Annotated in this window: 15 protein-coding genes; 11 read left to right on the top strand and 4 right to left on the bottom strand. The window is 61.7% G+C overall.

The features are described 5' to 3' along the window. Nucleotides 1–4 precede the first annotated feature (4 nt). Nucleotides 5–1426: an amidophosphoribosyltransferase gene (locus INF32_RS11090; protein WP_226388471.1), complete on the top strand. Its 1422-nt coding sequence runs from the start codon at nucleotides 5–7 to the stop codon at nucleotides 1424–1426. Nucleotides 1427–1609: 183 nt separating this feature from the next. On the opposite strand, the gene galE is transcribed toward INF32_RS11090, so the two are convergent. From galE to INF32_RS11075, 3 genes are read right to left on the bottom strand one after another with little or no spacing between them, the layout of a single operon-like run. After that, on the bottom strand, nucleotides 1610–2635 hold the full coding sequence (gene galE / locus INF32_RS11085; RefSeq protein ID WP_226388470.1) for a UDP-glucose 4-epimerase GalE: 1026 nt from the start codon (nucleotides 2633–2635) through the stop codon (nucleotides 1610–1612). Between the two features lie 17 nt (nucleotides 2636–2652). Beyond that, the gene (locus tag INF32_RS11080) at nucleotides 2653–3972 is read right to left on the bottom strand and encodes an ABC transporter permease (RefSeq protein ID WP_226388469.1); all 1320 of its coding nucleotides are present in this window, start codon (nucleotides 3970–3972) and stop codon (nucleotides 2653–2655) included. Between the two features lie 10 nt (nucleotides 3973–3982). Beyond that, nucleotides 3983–4903 carry an ABC transporter ATP-binding protein gene (locus INF32_RS11075; RefSeq protein WP_226388468.1) on the bottom strand — a complete coding sequence of 307 codons (921 nt, stop codon included), beginning with the start codon at nucleotides 4901–4903 and terminating at the stop codon, nucleotides 3983–3985. Between the two features lie 85 nt (nucleotides 4904–4988). Here INF32_RS11075 and INF32_RS11070 point away from each other — a divergent pair, with 85 nt between their 5' ends. Beyond that, nucleotides 4989–5957, top strand: coding sequence for a type I phosphomannose isomerase catalytic subunit (locus tag INF32_RS11070; protein ID WP_226388467.1), 969 nt, complete (start codon nucleotides 4989–4991; stop codon nucleotides 5955–5957). A gap of 4 nt (nucleotides 5958–5961) precedes the next feature. After that, complete coding sequence (locus tag INF32_RS11065) at nucleotides 5962–6426, top strand: dCMP deaminase family protein (RefSeq protein ID WP_226388466.1); 465 nt, start codon at nucleotides 5962–5964, stop codon at nucleotides 6424–6426. Between the two features lie 73 nt (nucleotides 6427–6499). Here INF32_RS11065 and INF32_RS11060 read toward each other — a convergent pair whose 3' ends face one another. After that, entirely contained in the window at nucleotides 6500–10441 is a 3942-nt protein-coding gene (locus INF32_RS11060; protein WP_226388465.1) for a hybrid sensor histidine kinase/response regulator transcription factor, read from the bottom strand. Nucleotides 10442–10619: 178 nt separating this feature from the next. On the opposite strand from INF32_RS11060, the gene INF32_RS11055 reads away from it, so the two are divergent. From INF32_RS11055 to INF32_RS11020, 8 genes are read left to right on the top strand one after another with little or no spacing between them, the layout of a single operon-like run. After that, complete coding sequence (locus INF32_RS11055) at nucleotides 10620–13070, top strand: fimbrillin family protein (protein ID WP_226388464.1); 2451 nt, start codon at nucleotides 10620–10622, stop codon at nucleotides 13068–13070. An 18-nt stretch (nucleotides 13071–13088) separates the two neighbouring features. Beyond that, complete coding sequence (locus INF32_RS11050; protein WP_226388463.1) at nucleotides 13089–14597, top strand: hypothetical protein; 1509 nt, start codon at nucleotides 13089–13091, stop codon at nucleotides 14595–14597. A gap of 24 nt (nucleotides 14598–14621) precedes the next feature. Continuing rightward, complete coding sequence (locus INF32_RS11045) at nucleotides 14622–17837, top strand: SusC/RagA family TonB-linked outer membrane protein (protein ID WP_226388462.1); 3216 nt, start codon at nucleotides 14622–14624, stop codon at nucleotides 17835–17837. 11 nt (nucleotides 17838–17848) lie between these two features. Then, entirely contained in the window at nucleotides 17849–19546 is a 1698-nt protein-coding gene (locus INF32_RS11040) for a RagB/SusD family nutrient uptake outer membrane protein (protein ID WP_226388461.1), read from the top strand. After that, entirely contained in the window at nucleotides 19536–20507 is a 972-nt protein-coding gene (locus INF32_RS11035) for a hypothetical protein (RefSeq protein WP_226388460.1), read from the top strand. Before INF32_RS11040 ends, INF32_RS11035 begins: the two co-directional genes overlap by 11 nt. Nucleotide 20508: 1 nt before the next feature. After that, nucleotides 20509–21492, top strand: coding sequence for a hypothetical protein (locus INF32_RS11030; RefSeq protein ID WP_226388459.1), 984 nt, complete (start codon nucleotides 20509–20511; stop codon nucleotides 21490–21492). A 3-nt stretch (nucleotides 21493–21495) separates the two neighbouring features. Beyond that, entirely contained in the window at nucleotides 21496–23409 is a 1914-nt protein-coding gene (locus INF32_RS11025; protein WP_226388458.1) for a right-handed parallel beta-helix repeat-containing protein, read from the top strand. A 6-nt stretch (nucleotides 23410–23415) separates the two neighbouring features. After that, nucleotides 23416–26199, top strand: a complete 2784-nt coding sequence (locus tag INF32_RS11020) for a glycoside hydrolase family 3 N-terminal domain-containing protein (RefSeq protein ID WP_226388457.1) — start codon at nucleotides 23416–23418, stop codon at nucleotides 26197–26199.

The following is a 26199-nucleotide window of genomic DNA, read 5'->3' as shown; positions in this document are numbered from 1 at the left end:
CGTTATGAGCGGATTTTTCGGTTGTGTCTCCAAGCGGGACTGCGTGGCGGACGTATTCTACGGCACGGACTACCATTCGCACCTGGGCACCAAACGGGCCGGCATGGCCTTCTGGGACGGGCAGTCGTTCGTGCGCACGATCCACTCGCTGGAGAGCGCCTATTTCCGGAATAAGTTCGAGGGCGACCTGCCCAAATTCGCCGGCTCGCGGCTGGGCATCGGCGTCATCAGCGACGGGGAGTCGCAGCCCATCACCCTCACCTCCCACCTGGGACGTTTCTCGGTGGTGACGATCGGCCGGGTGGACAACATCGAAGAGCTGACCGGCGAACTGCTGGAGCGCAAGATCAATTTCGCCGAACTCTCCGGTTCGAAGATCAACCCCACGGAGCTGGTCGCCATCCTGGTCAGCCTCGGGACCGACTTCCGGGAGGGGATCGAACTGGTGCAGCGGAAGGTGAAAGGATCGTGCACGATGATGATCCTGACCGAACGGGGCATCTACGCCGTGCGCGACCGGTTCGGCCGCACGCCGGTGCTGATCGGCAAAAACGGAGACGGATACGCGGTCGCCACGGAGAGTTCGGCGTTCGCCAACCTGGAGTACCTGCCCTGCCGGGAACTCGGGCCGGGAGAGGCGGTTTTCGTGACGGAGAACGGCACGGAACAGGTCATCGCCCCCGGACGGAGGAAACAGATATGTTCGTTCATGTGGGTCTACTACGGCTATCCCTCGTCATGGTACGAAGGGATCAACGTGGAGGACGCCCGCTACCGCTGCGGTGCGGCGCTGGCCGGACGGGACGATCTGAAGGAGGTGGACTATGCCGCGGGGATTCCCGATTCGGGCATCGGGCACGCCATCGGGTACGCCAACGAGAAACGGATCCCCTACAAGCGGGCCTTCGTGAAGTACACCCCCACGTGGCCGCGCAGCTTCATGCCCCAGAACCAGAACATGCGCGACCTGGTGGCCAAGATGAAGCTCATCCCCAACGAAGCGTTCACCAAAGGGGCGAAAATGGTGCTGCTGGACGATTCGATCGTACGGGGCACACAGCTCAAGGACAATATCATCAAACTCACGGAATCGGGTGCAGACAAGATCCACATCCGGATCGCCTGCCCGCCGCTGATCTACCCCTGCGTCTTCCTCAACTTCTCCACCTCGCGCTCCACGTTCGACCTCTTCACCCGGCGGGTGATCCGGGAACTGGAGGGCACCGAGGAGTTTTCGGAGGAGCTGCTGCAGGAGTACGCCGATCCCGATTCGGAGCGCCATGCCCGCATGGTGGAGCTGATGCGCAGGACGATCGGCGCCGACACGCTCCGTTTCCAGCGGCTGGACGATCTGGTCAAAGCCATCGGCCTGCCCAAAGAGGAGCTCTGCACCCACTGCTGGGACAATTCGAGCTACATGGAGTAAATTCCCCTTCACATACGGGCAGGACTCCCCGAAGAAGTCCGCCCTTTACGAAACCACCCCTGCCGGAATCATCTCCGACAGGGGTGATTCTATTCTGTTTCTGAAAACTCGCCGAGGCCCGTCTCCGTCGTTTCCGGATGCGGAACCGTTCCGCACACGGCCTTACCGGCAAGCGCGGACCGGTCACTCGATCCCGCGCCGGTGCTTTTCCCAGTTCCAGGCACCGGCGAGCGTCTCTTCGAGGCTCTTTTCGGCCTTCCAGCCCAATTCGCTGTTGGCATAGGAGGTGTCGGCCCACACCGCTTCGATGTCGCCGGCCCTGCGGCCCACGATCTTATAGTTGACCTTCACGCCGTTCACCTTTTCGAACGTGTGCACCAGTTCGAGCACAGACACGGGACGGCCCGTTCCGACATTGAAAATCTCGTAAGGAGCCTTGCTCCTCCCCCCGACCATGCGGCCGATCGCCGCCACATGGGCCCTGGCCAGGTCGACCACGTCGATATAGTCACGGAGACAGGAGCCGTCCGGCGTGTTGTAGTCGTCTCCGAAGACGCTCAGCTGCTCGCGGAGCCCGGCCGCCGTCTGCGTCACGTAGGGAACCAGGTTGTTGGGCACGCCGCGGGGCAGTTCGCCGATCAGGGCCGAAGGATGGGCCCCGATCGGATTGAAATAGCGCAGCGCGATTCCCTTCAGCCCGGGATAGGCTTTCACGGAGTCGCGCAGAATATCCTCGCACATCTTCTTGGTGTTGCCGTAGGGCGATTCGGCCTCCTTGCGGGGGGTCTGTTCGGTGACGGGCAGCACGTCGGCCTGTCCGTAGACAGTGCAGGAGGAGGAGAAGACGATATTCTCCACGCCGTATTTGCGCATGGCCTCCAGCACGGTAATCAGCAGGGAGAGGTTATTGCGGTAATAGTCGAGCGGTTTATGGACCGATTCCCCCACGGCCTTGAAAGCGGCGAAGTGGATCACGGCATCGACCGGATACTGCTCGAAGATCGGGAAAAGCTGGGCGGGATCGCTGCAATCGGCCTTCACGAAGGGAACCTCCGCACCCGTGATCCTGCGCACGCCCTCCACAGCCGTCATCTCCGCATTCGACAGATCGTCGGCGACCACCACGTCGTAGCCCGCTTCGATCAGCTCCACGGCGGTATGGGAACCGATATAACCCGCGCCGCCCGTTACCAACACTCGTTTTTTCATAGCTTCTATGTTTTAGATCAATATTTGTAACGCACCCACTTGAAAAGCTCCTTCAGGCCGGGCTTCTTGCCGTACATGAAAATCCCCACCCGGTAGATCTTGCCGGCCACCCACACCATGCCGGCGAAACTGGCGTAAAGCAGCGCCACGGAGAGGGCCACCTCCCAGAAGGGAACCCCGTAGGGCAGACGGGCCATCATGATGACGGGCGAAGTGAGCGGAATCATGCTGAACCAGAAGGCCAGCCCGCCGTCGGGGTCGTTCATCACGGCGAGCATCACGACCAGTGCCAGCACCATCGGAATGGTGACGGGCATCTGGAGCTGCTGGGAATCGGCCACGTTGTCCACGGCACTGCCGATGGCGGCGAACATGGCCGCATAGAGCAGGTATCCCCCGATGAAATAGACCACGAATCCGGCGAAGATCCGGCCCAGAAAGGCGGGATCGGTCACCCGCCGCAGGGCGTCGAGACTGTCGGCGTCGAGCCCCGAAAGAGGCCCCACGGCTCCGGACATTCCTCCGGTCACGGCCGCGGCCCCTTCCGCCAGGGCATCGCCCGCAGCCAGCGACATGGCCGCCCCGCCCAGCACGAAGATCAGCACCACCCAGATCAGGAACTGGGTGAGGGCCACGGCGGCGATCCCCAGGATCTTGCCCATCATCAGTTCGTAAGGCCGCACGGAAGAGACCATAATCTCCAGCACGCGGGAACTTTTCTCCTCGATCACCCCCTGCATGACCATCGCTCCGTAGAGGAAGACGAACATATAGATCAGGAAACCGGACAGATAGGCCAGCACGGTGGAGAGCACGCCCGAACGCTCCTGCTCGCGGCCCTCCCCGTCGATGCGGAACACCTGGAGCGAAACGTCGGTTTCGACCCGCTCGAGAATCTGCGGCAGGGAGTCGATACGGTATGCCTTCAGCTTTTCGGCCTCGATCACGCGGGCGATCCGGTCCGAAAGGGCGTTTTCCACCTCCAGCGTGGGAGCCTCGTAGGTATAGAGTTGTACGTCGTGCGGATCGGTCAGCACGTCGGCTCCGATCACCAGAATACCGTACACCTCCTGCCTCTGGGTCCTCAGCTCCCCGAGCGGCCGGGTCTCGGGACGGAACGTCAGCCGGTCGCCGCTCTCCAGCTGCGGAGCGACCACGCCGCTGCGGTCCACCACCAGGATCTCCTTCTCCCTGTCGGACCCGAGGCGGGAGACCAGCACAGGGGCCACCATCAGCCCTACCAGCAGCAGCGGGGTGAGAATCGTGGTGAGAATGAAACTGCGCTTGCGCACCCGCTCGTTGAATTCCCTTGCGACGATTATGCCTGTTTTTCCCATCTTGTCCTGTTTACAGTTTACCTTCGACCGCCTTGATGAATATGTCGTTCATACCCGGAATGATCTCCCGAAAACCGCGCACAGAGACCCGGTCGTTGGCCAGGGCGAGCAGCTCCCGGACCCGGTCGGCCCCCTCGAGGCGCACCCGCAACGAACCGTAGAGCGACGAAGCTCCGCCCTCCTCCACCGCGCCGAAGCGCTCCTCCAGCACCCGGCGCAGGGCATCCCCGTCACCGAGGAAGTCGATCTGGAACAGATTCTCCCCGTAACGGTGGCGGATCTCCTCCACCCGGCCGCTGAGGATATTGCGGGAACGGTTTATCAGCGTGATATGGTCGCATATCTCCTCGACCGAGGACATGTTGTGGGTCGAAAAGATCACGGTGGCGCCCTCCTCCTTCAGCCGGAGAATCTCCGTCTTGAGCAGGTTGGCATTGATCGGGTCGAAACCGCTGAAAGGCTCGTCGAAGATGAGCAGCCGCGGCCGGTGGAGCACCGTCACGATGAACTGTATCTTCTGGGCCATTCCCTTGCTGAGCTCCTCCACGCGTCTGTTCCACCAGGGACGGATGCCGAAACGGTCGAACCATTCCCGCAGGCGCAGCGTGGCCTCGCGGCGCGAAAGCCCCTTGAGCCGGGCGAAATAGACAGCCTGTTCGCCCACCTTCATCTTCTTGTACAAGCCCCGTTCCTCGGGCAGGTAGCCGATGCGGTAGACATCGTCCGGCTGCAACGGGCGGCCGTCGAGCCAGACCGTGCCGCTGTCGGGCGCCGTGATGCGGTTGATGATGCGGATCAGGGTCGTCTTGCCCGCTCCGTTGGGACCCAGCAGACCGTAGACGCAACCCTCGGGAATCGAAAGGGAAACATCGTCCAGCGCCTTGTGTCCGGCATATTGTTTGGTTACGTGCTCTACTCTGACTATCTCCATGGGGTACGATATTTCCGATCCGGAACAAATGTAGTAAATTCTTAAAAATTTAACTAACTTTGTCTCACAAACTCTGAAAAGGACTATGCTGTATCCGTTGAAATTCAAACCGCTCTACAAGGAGCGCATCTGGGGCGGCCAGCGGCTGGCCTCGGCCATGGGCAAGAAAGTGCCCGAAGGGGTAAAGATCGGCGAAAGCTGGGAAATATCGGGCGTCGAGGGCGACGTGTCGGTGGTGGCCAACGGCTGCCTGAAAGGCAACGACCTGCAGGAGCTGATCGAGGTCTACATGGGCGATCTGGTGGGCGAGAAGATCTATGACCGGTACGGACTCGAATTCCCCGTGCTCATCAAACTCATCGACGCCGAGGACGTGCTCTCGATCCAGGTGCACCCGGACGACCGTCTGGCCGAAGAGCGTCACCACTCCTACGGCAAGACGGAGATGTGGTACGTGATCGCGGCCGAACCGGGCGCCTCCCTCTATGTGGGTTTCAACCGTCAGGTGACACGGCAGGAGTACCTCGACGCCGTGGCGGCAGGTACGCTGCCCTCTCTGCTCAACAAGGTGGAGGTGAAGGCCGGGGACGCCTACTTCATTCCGGCGGGTACGGTGCACGCCATCGGCAAGGGGCTGCTGATCGCCGAAATCCAGCAGACGTCGGACATCACCTACCGGGTGGACGACTGGGGACGCGTGGGCGCCGACGGCAAGCCGAGGGAGCTGCACACGGAACTGGCGGTGGACGCCATCGACTTCGGCGCACCGCAGAACTACGACGTCACCTCGGCCCCGGTGCTGAACACGCCCGTGCAGATCAAGGAGTGCCCCTACTTCACCACCAACGTCATCCAGATACACGGCATGGTGGAGCGCGACTTCACGCGGCTCGACTCCTTCGTGATCTACATCTGCCTGGGCGGCGAGCTCCAGGTGCGCGGAGCGGAAGGCTCCACCTCGCTCGTACGCGGCGAAACCACGCTGGTTCCGGCCGAAGAAGAGGAGATCGTCCTGGAAGGACAGGGAACGGTGCTCGAAGTCTATATCTGCTGAAACCATGGGATACAGGGAAGAGAAACAGCGCCAGCTGGACATACGGTACATCCGCATGGCACGCATCTGGAGCGAGAACTCCTACTGCGTGCGGCGCCGGGTGGGAGCCCTGATCGTCAAGGACAAGATGATCATTTCCGACGGCTACAACGGCACGCCGTCGGGCTTCGAAAACGTCTGCGAGGACGGAAACGGCAAGACCAAGCCCTACGTGCTGCACGCCGAGGCCAATGCCATCACGAAAGTGGCCAAAAGCGCCAACAGCAGCGAAGGTGCCACGCTCTACATCACGGCGTCGCCCTGCATCGAGTGTGCGAAACTAATCATACAGGCCGGCATCAAACGGGTGGTGTACTGCGACAGCTACCACTCCGACGAGGGGCTGGAACTGCTCCGGAAGGTGGGCATCGAAACCGTGCAGGTGGACGAAGAGGCCTGCGCCCGCCAAGTGGAAGCGGCCGGACTGTAAAACAGAAGCGGCAGATCGGGGAAACGACGGTCTCCCGCGGGACGGTCTCCTTACGGCCGGGAAACGGCGAAGGTCAGCCCGCATCCGCAGCGGCGGTCTTCTCCTCGTTGCGCCGGAGTTCGGTGGGAGTCATGCCGAATTGTTTCTTGAACCGGATTCCGAAATACTTCGGCGAACTGAACCCGAGCTCGTAAGCGATCTCCGAAATGTTCTTGCCGGGCTCCTGCCGGATCAGCGCGGCGGCCTTGCGGAGACGGGTGCTTTCGATCAGTTCGCCGGGACTCTGGCCCGTAATTCCCCGGATTTTGTGCGTAAGCATCGTCTTCCCCATACCCAGGGCCCGGCACAGGACCGGCACGGTGATCTCTTCGGAATAGAGCCTCTTTTCGATCTCTTCCATGACCGCATGCAGGAACTCCGAATCGCGGCTGTTGGTGGTGACCGGATCGCACGGAACCAGCGAACGGCTGAACTTGTTGCGGAGGATGTTGCGGTTTATCAGAATGTTGTTGCATTTGGCGCGGAGCAGGTCGATGCTGAACGGCTTGACGATATAGTCGTCAGCCCCGCGGCGCAGACCGTCGAGGTTCATCTGTTCGGAGCCCTGCGCCGTAATGAGGATCAGCGGAATGTGACAGGTCTCGAAATCCTCCTTCAGTTTGGAACAGAGCTCCAGACCCTCCATCACCGGCATCATGATGTCGCTCAGGATGATGCTCGGCTGCAATTTGCGGGCGGCATCGTACCCTTCCAGCCCGTCCGACGCCTGATAGACCGTAAAACTGTCCGAAAAGACGGAGACCAGCATCTCCCGCAGTTCCCGGTCGTCCTCGACGATCAGCATCGACCGGGCGAAAGGCCGCCCGCCCGGTGCGGGAACCGGAACGGGCACGGTTTCGTTGCGGATCACGATCTTCTTGGCGGGCTGGCCATCCTCCCCGTCGGAGAGCGTGACCCGCGGATCGCCCGCGAACCACCGGTCGCCCGCAGGCAGCGAGACGGTGAACACCGATCCCTCCCCGGGCACACTCGCCGCCGTCAGCGTACCGTGATGCAGTTCGACGATTCCCTTGCTCAGGGCAAGCCCGATTCCGGTGCCCGGATTGCGGCTATCCTGCGAGCGGCTCACCGGGTCCTGATAGAACGGATCGAAAATGCGGGGCAGCGACTCGGCCGGAATACCCGTTCCCGTATCGGAAACGACGATCCGCACCTCTTTTTCCCCCGCTTCCGACACGGAGAGCGAGACCGTTCCGCCCTGCGGCGTGTATTTGAACGCATTCATCAGCAGATTGTAGACCACCCGCTGAAGTTGGCTGCGGTCGAAAAAGAGGGGAACCGGAACCCCGGGAGCATCGAACCGGAAATCAATTTCCCGGTATCGGGCATATTCGGCGAAAGAGGCGTGCACCTCACGCAGAAAGGCCGCGGCATCCTGTTCCCGTATCCGGATGCCGGAATACCCCTGCGACTGCCGTTCGAAATCGAGCAGTTCGGTCACCATGCGCTGAATCTTCCTACTGTTGTTGTAGGCGCTCAGAATGTTGCCGAGCCCGGGCGTACCCTGTTCCGCATCGCGGATGAACATCTCCAGCTGGCCGGTCACCAGCGTGAGGGGCGTCCGTATCTCATGGGAGAGATTGGTGAAGAAACGGGTACGGGACTGGCTCTCGCGGCTCTGCTGGAGCAGCCGCTCCCGGAAAAGCGCCCGGACATGGTAAAAATAGAAGAGCCAGAAGACGATGCCCAGCAGAAGCAGCACATAGACCGTCTTGGCCAGCCACGTGGCGTACCACGCGGCCCGGACCCGGATGCCGAGCGCGATCTCCTGGGCATGGCCCGCGTCGCTCTCCAGTGCAGCCCTTACCCGCAGCGTATAGCGGCCCGCAGGAAGATTCATGTAGGTAATCGGCGTCTCCACGTGGAGCGGGAGCCATTCGGGATCGTGGCCTTCGAGACGGTATTCGAAAAAAATGGGATAGGCCCGGGCGAAATCGTAACAGGCGATCTCCACCGCGATATTGGTCTGGTCGTGTTTCAGCGTGATCTCCGGCGTATAGGGAAGACTCCTCTCGAGAATACCGTCCGGCGAACCGGGCAGCACGGGGCGGTTGTTGATCCTCAGCTTGTCGAAAGTGAAATCTACCGAGTCCCGCGTCAGGCAGACCTGCTCCGGCCGGAACGCAACGGCCCCGTCGATTCCCCCGACGACCATCTCTCCGCCGCTCCTTCGCAGAATGCAGCCGCTGCGCGTAGAACGGATCGGAAGCCCGTTGTCCGACGAGTAGTTGTAACAGCGCCCCTCCTTCACGTCGAAGAACGAAAGTCCCCGATTGGTTCCTACGGCCATCAGATCGTCCCGAACCTGCCCGATACAGCTGACGAAATTGTCGGCCAGCCCCACGTTCGCCTGGTCGAAGTTCCGCACCCGGTCGTTCTCCACGAGGAAGAAACCGCTGCCCAGACTGGCCCCCCAGATACGGCCCCGGTCGTCGCGGAACAGTTTGATGAGCCCGACCGCCTCCTGCCGGATTCCGCGCAGGGGAAGGTTCCGGGTCTGGCGGGTCCGCAGATTGTAACAGTATAGATCCTGTCCGCCGATCCAGATATTGTCCCGGTCGTCGGTCACGATCGAATAGACCATCCCCGTATAGGTCCCCAGACTTTCGTGGAGAATCACGGGACTCTTCCGGTCGTAGGCCACCACGCCCCGGGGTGTCGCCAGGTAGAAAACGCCCCCGTGCTCGCGGATGTCCGTCACGGCCTCCTTATACAGCTCTCCCGACCGGTTGACAAAATGGTAATGGCTCCACCTCCGGGTCCGCAGGTCGTATTTCTTCAGCCCGTCCATGTGGGTGCCGAGCCAGAGAACGTCCTGCCGCGGATCGTACAGGACCGCCTTGAACTTGTATTCCTGCGATCCCTCCACGTAATCGACCTTCGTTCCCCGCAGCCGGAAAAGTCCGTAGCCGTCGGTCGCCAGCCACAGGTCGCCCCGACGGTCCTCGACCGCGGCGTTTATCATCCGCAGATGACGGCCCTTGGGCAATTCCGTCCCCAACGGGGTGAAAAGCGTATCGTCCGCATGGGTATAGTAGACCCCGCCGTAGAACGTGCCCACCCAGATACCGCCCTGCCTGTCGCGGCAAAGGCTCCAGACCGAGCGCTGCCGGCTGTCGCCCACCCACGGGACGCGGGAACACCGGCCCGCCGTGTCGACCAGGTTCAGCCCGTTCATCGTGGCGATCCATACCCTGCCGCGGGAATCCTCGCAAAAATTCCGGACATAGTTGTTCGAAAGGGAGTTTTGCGGGTCGTCGCCCCGGCGGAACCACCGGACACGCTCCCCGTCGAGACGGCAGGCTCCTCCGGAGACCGTCCCGACCCACAGGCCGCCCCGTTCGTCCTGATAACAGGCGGTTATCTCGCGCCCGTAATCCAGAATCCGTTCGGAACGTCCATCGGAACCGACCCGCCACAGCCCGTCCTTCCGCGTCCCTGCGACCAGACGGCCCGACCGTTCCCGGCGCAGAACCGTGATCTCCGTCTCCTCTCCGGGCAGCACGGCCAGCAGGGAGACGCGCCCGTCCGCCGAGGAGAGAATCCGGTTGCGGAAAGCGATCCAAAGGGTATCCCCCTCGGCACAGAGGGAGGCCCGCGTGACGTCGACTCCCTCGAACACGAACCTGCGGGGCGTCATCGTCCGGATATCGTAGCGCAGGACGGCTCCCCCCGCGGCGACATAAACCAGATCCGCCCCGTTGCCGCACAGCGGCCGCATGGTGTGGGTCGGTCCCAGATACTCCGCCGAAGTCCCGTTATAGCGGATCAGTCCGTAGGTCGTGCTCAGCCAGACGGCCCCGCCCCCGTCCTGGCAGATCGAGGAGACGGTGCTCGTGGCCAGCGTCTTCAGCGGACCGATCTCGACGAACTGGGGGGAAGAGGCTCCGAGGGGGCCGCAGAACAGGGTCCCGGCAAACAGAAATATACTGTAACGTTTCAGAAAACGGTTCACGACAATAAAGGTTAGCAGTCCTGCGAATGTAGGGAAACAAATCGACAATCGCAATGCGGGCGAACGATCTTGCCCCCATTTCCGACCGATATTACCACTACCGGGAAGGGCTGCCGAAGCTATATTTGCATTATCTATAATTTCTAAAATAGAAATTCTAACCTAAAACCAAACCAGCATGAAGAAAAGAATGACTCTGTTCCTGCTTCTGGTCGCTGCGGCGTTCGCCAGTTGCATCGAACCCGACCGGTTCGACACCGGAGGCAATCTGGGAGAAGTGACCCGCATCACAGCCGCGACCCCGGTCCTCTCGCCGGCGGACCAGACCGGCGGGGAGCTGCGCAATCCGTGGAACGCAGACGACCGGATGGATCTCTACTATTCGGCATTGGGCGAATGGAGCACTTTCGCCGTCGATGCGCAAAGCATCGGGACGGAAACGTTCGAAGGGGCCTTCACCGGCCGCCAGGCCTGGAAGAACAACGTACGGAACCACGTCTTCTACGGCCTTGTCCCCGGCCAGTCGATCGCGGAACGGGAAGGGGCCGACCCCTCCGCCGTGGCGATGACCCTTCCCGCGACCCAATCCCACGGGGCGGGCTATTCCGCCTATATGGTGAGCAGTGCCGCCGCGTCGGTCAAACCCGGCGAAGAGGTGAAACTCGAATTCGAACCGGCCCTGTCGCTGCTCGAACTCGACCTGAGCTGCGAGAAGAACATGACCCTGAAAACCCTCACCCTGACCGTGAGCGGCACGTCCGCCGGGAAAGGCATCACGGGTGACTACAAGCTCGACGTGACCGACAATTCGGTCAACACCCGCGAATCGGCCGGCGAGGCCGTGACCCTCGACTTCGGCGAGACCGGACTGCCGATGGTGACCGGACAGAACTACAAGGCCTATGCCGTGGTGCTCCCCGTGCGCCTCGAAGGCAAGAAATTCACCTTTTCCGGAACGACCCCTTCCAGCGCACTGGAACTGGCCGTATGCGACGCGGCCGACTTCGAACAGGGCACCGTCTATAAGATCAGCCAGCAGCTGGTTCCGGGCCCCAAAAGCCGCGAATACACCTTCACGGCCACGAGCGGCGTGCTGGGCCTCCAGGCCAATACGGGCCGCCTGAACTTCCAGGGTGCGTTCCGCAACACCGAAAGCGCCCAGAAGGGCATCACCGTGTCGGCCAGCAGCGTGACCGAGGAATACGAGGGTTCGGCCCCTGCGACACGGGACGTATATTGGGAAGCGACCTGTCCCGACTGGATCCGGCTCAGCCAGAGCGAAGGCACCGGAAAGGCCGACATCGCCGTGACCGTACTGCCGAACCTGAAGCCGCTCACCGGGACCGCCCAGTCCGCCGTGACCGACCTGTCGGCCTCCGGAACGGCGAACACCTACATGGTGCACGCCCCCGGCACTTACAGCCTGCGGGCCGACGTGATGGGCAACGGCGACACGGGAATCCCCGCGGGAAGCGACTTCACCGATTACAACGGTTCCACGATCTCGTCGGCCTCGATTACGGGCGGTGTGAGCGCCGGAGTGCTGTGGCAGGAGTGCGTCGACCAGATCGCCTCCGTGGAACTCAAGGGATCGGCCATCGAATTCACGACCGCCGAAACGGTCTTCCCGGGCAACGCGGTCATCGCCCTCTACGACGGATCGGGCAAGATCGTATGGTCGTGGCAGATATGGTTCACCGAACCGCTGGGCGACGACATCGAGGTGACCAACGCCAACACCAATGCGACGGCCGTGGCCAACGGGACCAACAGGTTCCTGATGATGGACCGCAACCTGGGTGCCATGGCGTCGAGTCCGAGCGGCCCGCAATCGACCGTCTCGCCGCGCAACGGCACGATCACGATCACCCAGTACGCCGACGACACGAAAGCCGTGCCCACCGGGAAATCCTTCTCCGTGGAGGTCTACCAGGCCGGTGTCACGACTACCGGAGCCTACGGCCAGTACATGACGCACGGCATGAAATACCAATGGGGACGCAAGGACCCGTTCGTGACCCCGTTCACCTCCTCGATGGCTCCCAAATTCATCCGCTTCGACGGGGAGAACAACGAAATCGCCGCCCTCGAGGCAGTGGCCGGAGGAACGGGAATCACGATAGCCGACGGCATATCCCATCCGGGCATCTTCTATAAGAACGGAAACGATTGGCTCGCAACCAAAAACGACAAGCTGTGGGGCAATCCCGAAGGCTACGCGAAAGAGAGCGACGGGAGCACCAAACGGGGCGTGAAATCCATCTACGACCCGTGTCCTCCCGGCTATACGGTTCCGGCCCGCGACGTCTGGACAGGATTCAACCCCTCGGGCAAGAGCGTCACGACCGCCCAGATCGTGGGCAACTTCGGAAGCGGGGCCGCCGCCGGATTCTACTTCAAGGCCAACAGCGCCGACAAGACCGGCATATTCTTCCCCGCCATCGGGAACATCGGTTCCAGCGCCACAAGCGGCTATCTGGGAGCCCGCGCCCGCTACTGGAACAACTGTCCCAGCGGAGCCGGATCGGCCAACGGAGCGGTGCTCTACTTCCTCAACAACGAAGTGGACCCGAACCAGTATCAGCCGAGGGCGACGGGTAACGGCATACGCTGCGTGAAAATCCAATAACCCCAAACATCCGATTCCATGAAAACGAATATACTGTTCGGCGCGGCCGCACTCCTGTTCGCCCTTTCCGCCTGCGGGGACGATCCCAAGGGCGGGGAGGAACCGGGACCGCAGCCGCCCGCCGGCAACACGGAAGACCGCTACGAAAGCGTCTCCTACAAGAAACTCCCGACCGACGCGACCTGGCTGGAGGGAGAGACCCTGATCGTGGACAACGTGGGAAACTATACCCCCGTGGCCAGACGCTCCCAGACCGAATGGGGCGGCCGGCCAGGCAGTTACACGTTCACCCAGGTGACCGGAACGGAAGGATTCTTCCGGGTCGGGAAGATCGGACAGCGGTGGTACCTGATCGCCCCCGACAACTCGCCCGTCATCCTCCGCGGGACGCAGGACGTCCGGCCCGGCACGACGGACGCCTACAAGGCTCGCTTTGCGACCGACGTGGCATGGGCGGCCGAAGCGGGACAGTTTCTGGTGGACAACAACCTCAACGCCACCCTTCAGGGCGGACTGAGGCCCGCGGTCATGCCTGCGGAGTACAAGGATCTGATACTGAATCCGGTGGAAGGCCGCAAAATCGCCTATGCAGAGATCGTCTACATGCTGCGTTCCTACCTGTGGGACTACAACTACTCCAAGAACTTCTCCTTCAAATTCGACGACGCCGTGCACAACCGTCTGTACGTCATGTTCGAGGAGACCTACCTGGACTATCTCGACCAGTGGGCTGCAAAGGTTTGCGCGATGTACAAGGACGACGTGCACTTCATCGGCTACATGCTCGACAATGAGCTGAACTACAAAAAGATGATGAGCAACACCAACGGCAGCCAGGGACTCGACATACGGATGGCGCTCGACATGCCCGAAGGGTCGGGTATCCGCAAGTTCGCCGAGAAGTTCGTCGCCGACCGGGGATACACCCCGCAGGACGTCATCACACAGGCCGTCTACGACGAATTCCGGGAAGTGATGGCCGACTACTACTTCAAGACCACCACCGAGGCCATCCGCCGCCACGACCCGAACCACCTGATCCTCGGCAACCGCATCTACGCCAGCAACATGTACGACGAACGGGTGATGAAGGCCTGCGCCAAATACTGCGACGTGGTGTCGATCAACTACTACAACGCCTGGTCGGTCGACCCGGCCTACATCGCCAACCTGAAAAGCTGGTTCGACAAACCGTTCATCGTGACCGAATTCTACACCAAGGGGGCCGACGCCAACGTCGACGGGGAGCCGTACAGCAACCGACCCGGCGGCGGATGGATCGTCAAGACCCAGAAAGACCGGGGCAAGTTCCACCAGAACATCGGCATCGGCCTGATCGCCGCACAGAACTGCGTGGGATGGTACCACTTCAACTACGTGGACACCTACGAGGACGCCAAATACCAGGGCTATACGAACAAGGGGATGCTGGCCCTCAACTACTACCCCTACGTCGATTTCATGGAGTACGTCAAACAGCTCAACGACAACGTCTACGGGCTGGCCGACCACTACGACGCCAAGTAAAACAACCCAAAAACTTCGATATTTATGAAAAACAGATCGTTTGCAAAGATATGTCTCTCCCTGACGCTGATGTGCCTGTCGGCGCTTCTGTTCCCTGCACGCACGGAGGCACAACAGGCCAAGGGCAAGACGGTGAGGATCACGGGGCAGGTGACCGACAACCAGAAAAACCCGCTGCCCGGCGTAACCATCGTCGTGGTCGGCACCTCGCAGGGCACCACCACCGACGTGAAGGGCATGTTCAACATCACGGCCAGAGTGCGCGACAGCCTGTCGTTCAGCTATATCGGCTACCAGACACGGAAAATCGCCGTGACCGACAGGACCCGCTACGAGGTAGTGCTCGAAGAGGCGGCTACGGAGATGGACGAAGTGGTCGTGGTCGGCTACGACGTAGTGCGGCGCAAGGACCTCACCGGTTCCGTGGCGGCCGTACGCTCCGAGGAGATCATGAAAACGGGAACCGTCGACTTCACCCGAGCTCTCCAGGGCCGGGTGGCCGGGGTGAAAGTGACCACCCAGTCGGGCGAGGCCGGAGCCGGGGTGGACATCACCATCCGGGGCACCAACTCGCTCAACGCCGGGACGGCACCGCTCTACGTGATCGACGGTATGCAGATCGACATCAACTCGAACGAATTCGCTCACTCGTCCGTGGGCGGACAGACCACCTACAATCCCCTCGCCTCGATCAATCCGAGCGACATCGCCTCGATCGACATTCTGAAAGACGCCTCCGCCACAGCCATCTATGGGGCCCGCGGTGCCAACGGCGTCATCATCGTCACCACCAAGAGCGGGAGTTCCTCGAAAACCGACGTTTCGTTCAACACCTATTTCGGCATCAACCGCATCGCCAAGACATACGATATGCTCGACGGTCAGGGTTACGTGAACTACAAGTTCGCCCGCGGCGGCAGCGACATGGATGTATGGGGCAAGGACTACGGCGAAGGGCTGGTTCCGCGCGATGTCGCCAAAGAGGGGCTCGGCACCTACAACTGGCAGGACGAGATGACCCGCACGGGATTCATGCAGAACTACGACGTGTCGGTCAACTCCGTGGTCAAGAAGACCCGCATCTCCGCCAGCCTGGGCTATTTCGACCAAAAGGCCACGATCAACGACAACACCTTCGACCGTCTTTCGGCCCGGCTCAAGCTGGACCAGGAGCTGGGTAAGAAGGTCAACGCCGGCGTCTCGATGACCTACGGACGCGTGGACACCCAGGGAGCCATCAGCAGCGGCGGAACCTCGGGAACCAGCGGATACACGGGCATCGTGCAGCTGATGTACACGGAACGTCCCGTGGCGCTCTACACCCCGGGCGAAATCGCGGGCGAATTCGCCAACGGATACACGCCCCTCAGCTCGATGACCTCTTCGGAAACCTACAAGCGCACGCTGTTCGACCGTCTGCTGGGCAACGCCTACATCCAGTACAGACCGATCGGCGACCTCACCCTGCGGGTCAACGCCTCCCTTTCGAACACCTATTCGAAGATGAGCGAATTCTACTCCTCGAAAAGCCGCTGGGGATACAGTACCAGCGGACGGGCCGGAATCCAGAACATCAACTCGACCGGATACACCGTCACGGCCACGGCCAACTACGCCAAACGCTTCAACAAGGTGCACCGCCTGACCGCCCTGCTCGGCGCCGAAATCAACGGCTACCACTACGAGTCGTCGAGCATGCGGGTCGACCAGTTCGACGACCAGCGGACGGGCGTATTCGACATCGGCAAGGGACAGATTCCCCAAAAACCCTCCTCGAACGTCACCCAGACCAACCGGGCCTCGGCCTTCGGACGGATCAACTACGACTACAAGGGCAAATACTACGTGACGGCCAACCTGCGCGTGGACGCCTCGTCCAACTTCGCCAAGGATGCCCGCGTAGGCTACTTTCCCTCGATGGCCCTCGCCTGGCGCGTCAGCGAAGAGAGATTCATGAAGGGAGCCGGGGCGATCGACAACCTGAAGATCCGCGCCAGCGCCGGCGTCACCGGCAACGACCGCATCACGGCCTACTCCTACCTCTCCGTGCTCGGATCGACCTACTACGGGGAGAACGGAGCCGCCAATTTCGGCCTCTACACCGCTTCGTCGGGCAATCCGGGCCTGAAATGGGAGACCACCTACCAGTACGACCTGGGACTCGACCTCGACCTGCTCAAGAACCGCATTTCGCTCGTGGCCGACATCTACCTGAAAGACACGCGCGACATGCTCTATAACGCCAACGTGCCGGCCCAGTCGGGTTTCTCCCGCCAGTGGCGCAACATGGGCCGCATGACCAACCGGGGATTCGAGCTCACGCTCACCACCCGAAACATCGTGACCAAGAACTTCACGTGGACGACCACCCTCAACTTCGACACCAACAAGACGCAGGTGATTTCGCTGGGCGGCGAACAGTTCTTCCCCGTGTCGCTCAATTACGGGGCTTTCACCGACGTGGGCCGCGTGATCGTGGGCGAACCGATCGGACTGGTCTACGGATACCGCTACGACGGCAACTACCAGGTGGGCGACTTCGTCTGGACGGACAAGGCCACCGGAGCCCAGATCGACCCCTCGACCATCACCTCGGAGAACATGAGCCGGTATAACTACACGCTGAAAGAGGGCGTGGTCAGCTACAAGGGCGTGACGGTGGCCCCGGGCGACCGCAAGTACAAAGACCTGACGGGTGAAGGCACCATCGACCCGAACGACCGGGAGGTCATCGGCGACACCAACCCCAAATTCAACTTCGGATTCGGCAGCCAGTTCACCTACAAGAACTTCGAACTGGGATTCTTCCTCGACGGCTCGTACGGCGGAAAGATCCTGAACGCCTTCCGCCGGATGATCGAGGGCGGCGCCAACAACTACACGAACAACATGCTGGCCAAAGTGTGGGAGAACCGCTGGTCGCCGGAAAACCCCACCGACACCTATCCGGGCATCATGAACAAGCTGGACCAGCAGACCTCGTCCTACTACGTGGAGGACGGTTCGTACCTGCGCATCAAGAACATCAATATCGGGTACACCTTCGGCCGCAAGTATTTCGGCCGCACCGGCATCGGAAGCCTGAAGATCTACGCCATCCTCGACAACATCTACACCTTCACCAACTATTCGGGCCTGGACCCGGAGGTACGCTCCTACGAAAAGTTCCTGCGCGGCATGGACCAGTCGGCCTATCCCCGCACCCGTAACTACATGATCGGACTCACCCTCACCTTCTAATGCCAGAAACCATGAAAAAGATCGTTTTATACATCACCCTGATTCTTTCGGTGTCCGGACTCCAATCGTGTCTGGACGACTTCCTGACCCAGCTTCCCTACTCCACCTCCACGCCGGAGACCTTCTATAAAACGGAGACCGACTTCGAACAGGCCCTGACCGGATGCTATGCCGTGATCAACGCCTCCTCGATCGGGGGCGCCAGCGGCGTGACCACGGCGCAGGTGGCGCTGGGAACCTACAATTACGGACTCTTCTACATGCTCGACGGATGCAGCGACATCGCCATCGCCGGCGTCGGATCGGGAAGCCACTACGACCTGGTCCGCGGCTCCTACCAGACCAACCAGGCGGAAATACGGGCCTTCTGGATCGCCTTCTTCAACGGCGTCTCCCGCTGCAACTATCTGCTCGCCTCGCTCGACGGCAGCGAACTGACACCCGAACAGAAACTGCGGTTCGAAGGGGAAACGCGGTTCATGCGCGCATTCTACTATCTGCACCTGGCCCAGATGTTCGGCGGCGTACCTTTTTACGACACGCCGGAAGCCGATCCGCAGGCGGCCCGTGACAATCTCGAAACCGTCTACGGCCACATCATCGCCGACTTCCGGTTCGCCTACGACAACCTGACCGAAACCGGAACGTTCCGCTCGAGCGCCAACAAATGGACGGCCGGAGCCTATCTGGCCAGCGTGTACAACTACCTGGCCAGCTGCAAACGCTACGGGGTAGGCGCCAAACTGGTCAAACTCTGCCCGCTCAACAGCTTCTCGTGGGTGAACGAGGAGCAGATGAGCCGCGACGCACGGGACATCCTCTTCGACGTGATCGAAAACAGCAGCTACGAACTGGTTCCCGCCGAGGACTACCGCTACCTGTTCTACGAAATGTCCAAGGACATCCAGTACCGCGAATGTCTCTTCCAGTCCGAATTCGCCAACAACACCAGCAAAGCCGCCTCGATCTACTACATTCTCTCGCCGGCGGGCATCGACTACGGAGGCAGCTACCAGCGGATTTTCCCGACGATGAAGCTCTACAAGTCCTACGCGGACAAGGACGTGCGGCGCGACCGTTTCATCACCGGCATCTACAACCCCAACGGCAAGTACAACAACGTGTCCACCGGCGTGCCGTTCGAGACGGTCAACGGCGTGAAATACTACCTGCCCGATCCTTCGTCGGGTGCCGCTTCGGGCATGTCCTACACGCTCTGGGCGACAGGCAAGTTCCGGGTTTCCGACCCGAAGGGACGCACGGTGCTGGGAATCCGCCAGTGCGAAATGAACCATCCGCTGATGCGCATGGCCGACGTCCACCTGCAATACGCCGAAGCGCTCTACTTCTGTAACGACGAAAGCGGTGCCCGCGAACAGCTGGAGAAGGTGCGCAGCCGCGTGGTCGCCTCCGACGGAACACTGGAGAATCTGACCACGACCTATTTCCGCGAGGACTTCATCGAAGAGCTGCTCGAGGAACGTGCCCGGGAACTCTGCTTCGAATCCAAACGCAAGGTGGACCTGATCCGTTTCGGGAAGATCACCGAATACATCCAGGACCTGCCCGCCGAAGGGACCAACAACCTGGTGCTGGGCGTGGGAACGCTCAAGGACAACTGGCGGGAGTACAAAATCTGGCTGCCGATTCCGCAGCTGGAAATCGACCTGAACACCAACCTCGAACAGAATCCGATCTATGTGGATTAAACGGATATGCCGTGCGGCTTCGGGAGCGGCTCTCCCTCCGGTACTGGCCGCGGCGGGCCTCCTGCTCGCCGGCCCCTGCCGGGCGGAGCCGCTTCCGGAACTGCACGTCTCCACGACGGCGGACCGGAAGATCGACTTCTGCCTGCCCTGTTCCGTCTCCGGCGACCGCTTCGTGCAGGTCTCCCTGCAACACATGACCGATCCGGCCAAACGGACGGACCTCTGGCGTCTGACCCGGGCGTTCGACGTGGAGAGGCGCGGCGACTCCGGTTTCGCCGACCGGCTCGGGGAGGAGATCGTCCGGCCCGGAGAGTGGGAGTGTGCGATCCGGCTCTCCGAGGAGGGTCGCAGGACGGAGGACGACATGGGCGGATTCCACGGCTACGAACTTCTCACGGAAGTGAAGGCCGAGGTGGACGGAAAGCGGCTCGACCTCTCCCGCAGCGATCGGTGCATCGGCCGGGTGCTGCTCTTCGAACAGCGATCGGTGATGTATCTCCACGGGACCGACCGGCCCCGGGCGAAACACCTGAAGCGCTACCGCATCATCGCGAAAGGGATCGAACTCCTCCAGCGGATCGAATGGCTCGCAGACACCCGGGTGGAGACCGCCCGCATGCCTATGCTGCCCATCGTGCGCAGCCAGCGGAACGGACGGCAGATCACCGACCGGCTCTCGATGGAAGGAGACCCGGAAGAGTACGACGTAAGCCGCACCGACCGCAATCTCAAGGTGGGCGGCGACGGCGTGGAACGCGTGAAGATATGGGGACGGGAGAGCGGTGTGACGGCCGAAGTGACGGTCCGCTACGAACCCGAGCTGCCGGGACGCCGCTTTTTCTGCAGCATGTATTCGCCGAACTACAACAAACTCTATTTCGACTTCTGCTCCCCCCGCGACGTGAAGAAGGGGGAGAAATGGAAGATACGCACCACCTATATCCTCGACATAATCCGATAACATGGAGACAGAACGCAATTTCCGGAACCGATACCGGATCATGAAAGCCGCCCTTATCCCGATACTGGCCGTCCTGGGCCTGATCGCCATTCCGCTCTGCCGGGCGGAGGAGCCGGCTCCGGGCATTTTCATATCGACCACGGCCGGACGGCAGATAGACCTCTACCTGAAATGCACCGCTCCGGGCGACCGCTACCTGCGGATCTGCCTGCGCCGCATGACGGACTCGTCCAAACGGATGGACCTCTGGCGTCTGACCCGGGTATTCGACGTGGAGAGGCGCGGCGACTCCGGTTTCGCCGACCGGCTCGGGGAGGAGATCGTCCGGCCCGGAGAGTGGGAGTGTGCGGTCATGCTCTCCGAAGAGGGCCGCAGGATGGCCGATTTCATGGGCGGATTCCACGGCTACGAACTCTTCACGGGCGTGGAAGCCCGGCTGGACGGCAGGGACATCGACCTGACCCGGAACGAAAAACTGAACGGAGCGGAACTCTGCTTCGAACAACGTTCCGTCCTGTACCTTTACGGAACCGGCCGGCCCGTGGCGAACCATCTGAAACGCTACCGGTTCATTCCGGCAGGAATCGAACTGCAGCAGGAGATCGAATGGCTCGAGGATGCCCGGGTGGAAAACGCCTACCTGACGATGCTGCCCGTCGTGCGCAGCCAGCGGAACGGACGGCAGATCACCGACCGGCTCTCGATGGAGGGAGACCCGGAAGAGTACGACGTAAGCCGCACCGACCGCAACCTCAAGGTGGGCGGCGACGGCGTGGAACACGTGAAGATATGGGGACGGGAGAGCGGTGTGACGGCCGAAGTGACGGTCCGCTACGAACCCGAACTGCCGGGACGCCGCTTCTTCTGCAGCATGTATTCGCCGAACTACAACAAACTCTATTTCGACTTCTGCCGACAATACGCTGCGAAAAAAGGCGAGATTTGGAAAGCAAATACTATTTTTAAACTGGATATAATCGAATAGCCGATGAAAAACCGCATCAGATGGTGGATTCTGCCGCTGGCCGTCTCGCTCTGCCAGACAGGCCCGGCCGCACAACCGCAGCGGGTCACGGGGTCAGCCCCTTTCGAAGTGGAGCTGCCCCGGCAGAACGGTCGGAAAGTGTCGGTCGCCGAATTCGGAGCCTCGCCCGACGCCTCGCCCCGGCAGAACGCCGAAGCGTTCGACCGGGCCCTGGAGAAAGTGCGGCGGACGAAAGCCTCCGTACTGGAGATTCCCCGGGGCGTTTACCGCATCGGAGCGGAACGTCCCTCCGACCTGCTCTTCACCGACCTGGAAGACCTCTCGGTCGAAGGCGACGGGGCGGAACTGGTCTTCGGCCGGCACGCCGCAGGCAAACACGAAAACTACATCTTTTTCCAGCGGTGCCGCCGCGTGAGGCTCTCGGGCGTGACGCTCGACTGGGACTGGGCCGATTTCCCGCTGTTCGCCATCGCCCGCGTGGCGGAAGTGAACCGGGAAAAGGCCGAAGTGATCCTGGAAAGGGTCCACGGTGCGATTCCCGACGCCGAACCGCTCCTGTTCGGCGTGAACCGCGAATGGAATCCCGCCATCGGCAACCGCAGCCGGAACGAGGGATATACGTTCCCCGCACCCGACCGGATTCTCTCCCGCACGAAGACCGCACCCGACCGGATTTCGGTGCGGTACAAGGAGTCTCACGACATGGAGCGCGTGAAGGTCGGGCAGCAGATACAGCTCTCGTTCAAACCGGAACACGGCTGGCCGTCGGCCATCGGCGTGCACGACTGCCGGCATCTGACCTTCGACGGCATCACCATTTACAGCGCACCCTACATCGCGGTCAATTCGCTGGCCACGGACTATTTCCAGATCGTCGGCTCGCGGATCGAACCCCGACCGGGCGCCGACCGGGTGCTCTCCACCTACGGAGGCATGGAGATCCACCAGGTCAGGGGACATTTCCGGCTCGAAAACTGCCATGTGGAAGGGATCGGGGACGACAACCTCCATCTGTCGAACCACTATCTGGGCGGCGGGCTCACCCGCATAGACGACCGCACGGTGTACGCCAACTACCTGCAACAGTGGTCGAGCAAGGACCTGCTCTACCGGGGAGCCCGGATGCAGCTGCGCGACGCCCAGTTCCGGCCCCGGGGCTGGAGCTCCGAAATCGCCGAATACGCATACGAGTTCAACGTGCACAAGAGCGCCAACGCCCACCGGGTGAAGATCCGTTTCCGCGACCCGCTGCCTGCCGACCTGAGGGAGGACGACAAGCTCTGGAACGAGGATATGTTCACGGGCAACTACGTGATCCGCGGCAACGTTTTCCGGGGCGGGCTCTGCCATGCGCTCTACCTGGGACTCTCGAACGGCCTGGTGGAGAACAACCGTTTCACCAACTTCGCCTATCCTCCGCTGGTGGTCAACACGGTGCTGCGGTGGGACCGCTGGTTCATCGGGAACCCCGTTTCGAACGTCATCATCCGGGGCAACATCCTGACGGACAACAACACCGCCCAGCGCGACCCGGCTTCGCTCTTCGTAGGGGCGGGCTACGACCGGGCACCCTCCAACTACCTGCCGGTGGAGGAACCCGTGGTGCGGGACATCCTGATCGAGGAGAACCGGGTGGAAAACTCCGCCTGCGCGGCCTTCGCCCTCTTCTCGGCGGAGAACGTGACCGTGCGGAACAATCTCTTCCTGGACTCCAACACCCGGCCGACCGTCCAGAAAAACTACCGGGGAATGGGCAACGTGTTCATTCTCCGCTCGAAAGAGGTGGAACTGACCGGAAACCGGCTGGAAAACCGGAAACCGTGCCACGAACGGGGCATATATACGGACCCTTTCAGCCGGGAGGGAGTCCGCATGGAGAATAACAGGGGATTCGATCCCGCAGAAAAAAGAGACTGAACGACGATGAAAAAACCGACTATCCTCTGTCTGGCGGCCCTGCTGGCCGCAGGGGGTCCCTGCGCAGGGCAGACGCCCGAACCCGGACAGCCCGTGCGCAGATATGACCTGCCGAAAAACTCCATCTACCGGAAGGGATGGATCGACTTCAACAAGAACGGGAAAAAAGACATTTACGAAGACCCCGCGGCCCGGGTCGAAGACCGGATCGAAGACCTTCTCTCGCAGATGACCGACGAGGAGAAGACCTGCCAGCTGGTCACGCTCTACGGATTCCGAAGGGTCCTGCGCGACGCGCTGCCCACGCCCGAGTGGGACACGAAACTCTGGAAGGACGGGATCGGTGCCATCGACGAGCACCTGAACGGATTCCTGCAATGGGGGAAACCGGTCTGCGACGATCCCAACGTGTGGCCCGCATCGCGCCATGCATGGGCGATCAACGAGGTGCAGCGCTTTTTCGTGGAACGGACCCGGCTGGGCATCCCGGCCGACATGACCAACGAGGGCATCCGCGGAGTGGAAGCCTACCGGGCCACCAACTTCCCCTGCCAGCTCGGACTGGGACACACGTGGAACCGGGAACTGATCCGGCAGGTGGGCTACATCACCGGCCGCGAAGCACGGCTGCTGGGCTACACCAACGTCTACGCCCCGATACTCGACGTGGGGCGCGACCAGCGCTGGGGCCGTTACGAGGAGGTTTACGGCGAGAGTCCCTACCTGGTGGCGGAACTGGGCGTGGAGATGGCCCGCGGCATGCAGACCGACTGTCAGATCGCCGCCACCGCCAAACATTTCGTGGCGTACAGCAACAACAAGGGAGGACGCGAGGGCATGTCGCGCGTGGACCCGCAGATCGCCCCGCGCGAGGTGGAAAACATTCACGTCTATCCTTTCGCCGAAGTGATCGGCCGGGCCGGACTCCTGGGCGTGATGTGCAGTTATAACGACTACGACGGCATCCCGATCGAGGGCAGCCGCTACTGGCTGACCCAGCGTCTGAGAAAGGAGATGGGTTTCCGCGGGTACGTGGTTTCGGACAGCGGTTCGGTGGAGTATCTCCACACCAAGCACCGCACGGCACCGGACATGAAGGAGGCCGTCCGCCAGAGTTTCGAGGCAGGTCTCAACGTACGCTGCACGTTCAGCGCACCGGAGACCTACGTGACACCCCTGCGGGAGCTGCTGCGCGAAGGAGCCGTCAGCCGCGAGACGCTGGACGACCGGGTGCGCGACGTGCTGCGGGTGAAATTCACGGTGGGCCTGTTCGACCGTCCCTACCAGACCGACCTGGAGGCGGCCGACCGCGAAGTGGACGGCCCGGAACACCGGAAAGTGGCGTTGCAGGCCTCCCGCGAGTCGCTGGTACTGCTGAAAAACAGGGACGGAATCCTGCCGCTGGACGCTTCGCAAGTGAAACGGATCGCCGTCTGCGGACCCAATGCCGACGAACGGTCCTACGCCCTGCTCCATTACGGACCGCTGGCCGTGGAGGTCACCTCGGTACTGGACGGGCTGAAAAGGAACCTCGGCGGCCGTTGCGAAATCCTCTATGAAAAGGGCTGCGAACTGGTCGACGCCAACTGGCCCCAGTCCGAAATCCTGCACGAAGAGCTCACGGACAGCGAGCGGGCCGGCATCGAACGGGCAGCGGAAGCCGCCCGCCGGAGCGACGTGGCGATCGTGGTGCTGGGAGGCGGAACGCGCACCTGCGGGGAAAACCGCTCCCGCTCGAGCCTCGAACTGCCGGGACGGCAGGAAGAACTGCTGCGGGCGGTATATGCCACAGGCAAGCCCGTGATCCTCGTGATGATAAACGGCCGCCCCAATTCGATCAACTGGGCCGACGCCCATGTGGACGCCATCCTGGAAGCCTGGTATCCGGGAGCGCAGGGCGGGCAGGCCGTCTACGAAGTCCTCTTCGGCGAGTACAACCCGGGAGGTAAACTGACCGTCACCTTCCCCAAACACGTGGGGCAGATTCCCTTCAATTTTCCCAGCAAACCGGCCGCCAACCTCGACGGAGGGGTGAAGCCGGGACCGTCGGGCGACCAGAGCCGCGTGAACGGGGCCCTGTACGAATTCGGTTACGGACTGAGTTACACCACGTTCGAATATTCGAACCTGCAGATCGAACCGGCCGTCGTCACGCCCCACGAGCCGGCTGAGGTATCGTTCGATGTGACCAACACCGGAAAGATGGCCGGGGACGAAGTGGTGCAGCTCTACACGCGCGACGTGGTCTCCTCGGTGACCACCTACGAAAAGAACCTGCGCGGCTTCGACCGCATCCATCTGAAACCGGGCGAGACCCGCCGCGTGACAATGACCCTCCGGCCCAAAGACCTTTCGCTGCTCGACCGGGACATGCACCGGGTGGTGGAACCGGGCGACTTCGACATCATGGTCGGAGCCTCGTCGGGCGACATCCGGCTGAAATCGACCCTCACGGTGGTCGCAACGAAGGCCCCGGCCAAGGAGCAGAACGGCCCGCGCTATCCGTGGCGTTTCAAAGCCGCCGGGGAATACCTCACCCTGCCGCTGGGCGAGGCGGCCCGGGTCCGGGAGATCGGGATCGGCTGGATGAACGGCACGCGGTGCCGCTTCGAAATCCAGCTCACCTCGGGCGGCGGACAGTTTCTCACCGTACACCGGGGCGAAGTGGACGCCGACCTGAATTTCGTGAACTACACCTTCCCGCTGACCAATGCCAGCGACATCCGCATCCTGATCACCGGAGGAAGCGGTGCCGTGGAGAGTATCAACCTTACACCCGTAAAGAAATGA

This window comes from Gallalistipes aquisgranensis (assembly GCF_014982715.1).
Classification (GTDB): domain Bacteria; phylum Bacteroidota; class Bacteroidia; order Bacteroidales; family Rikenellaceae; genus Gallalistipes; species Gallalistipes aquisgranensis.
The sequence above is the reverse complement of the archived record's forward strand: the minus strand, read 5'-3'. Positions and strand labels throughout refer to the sequence as shown.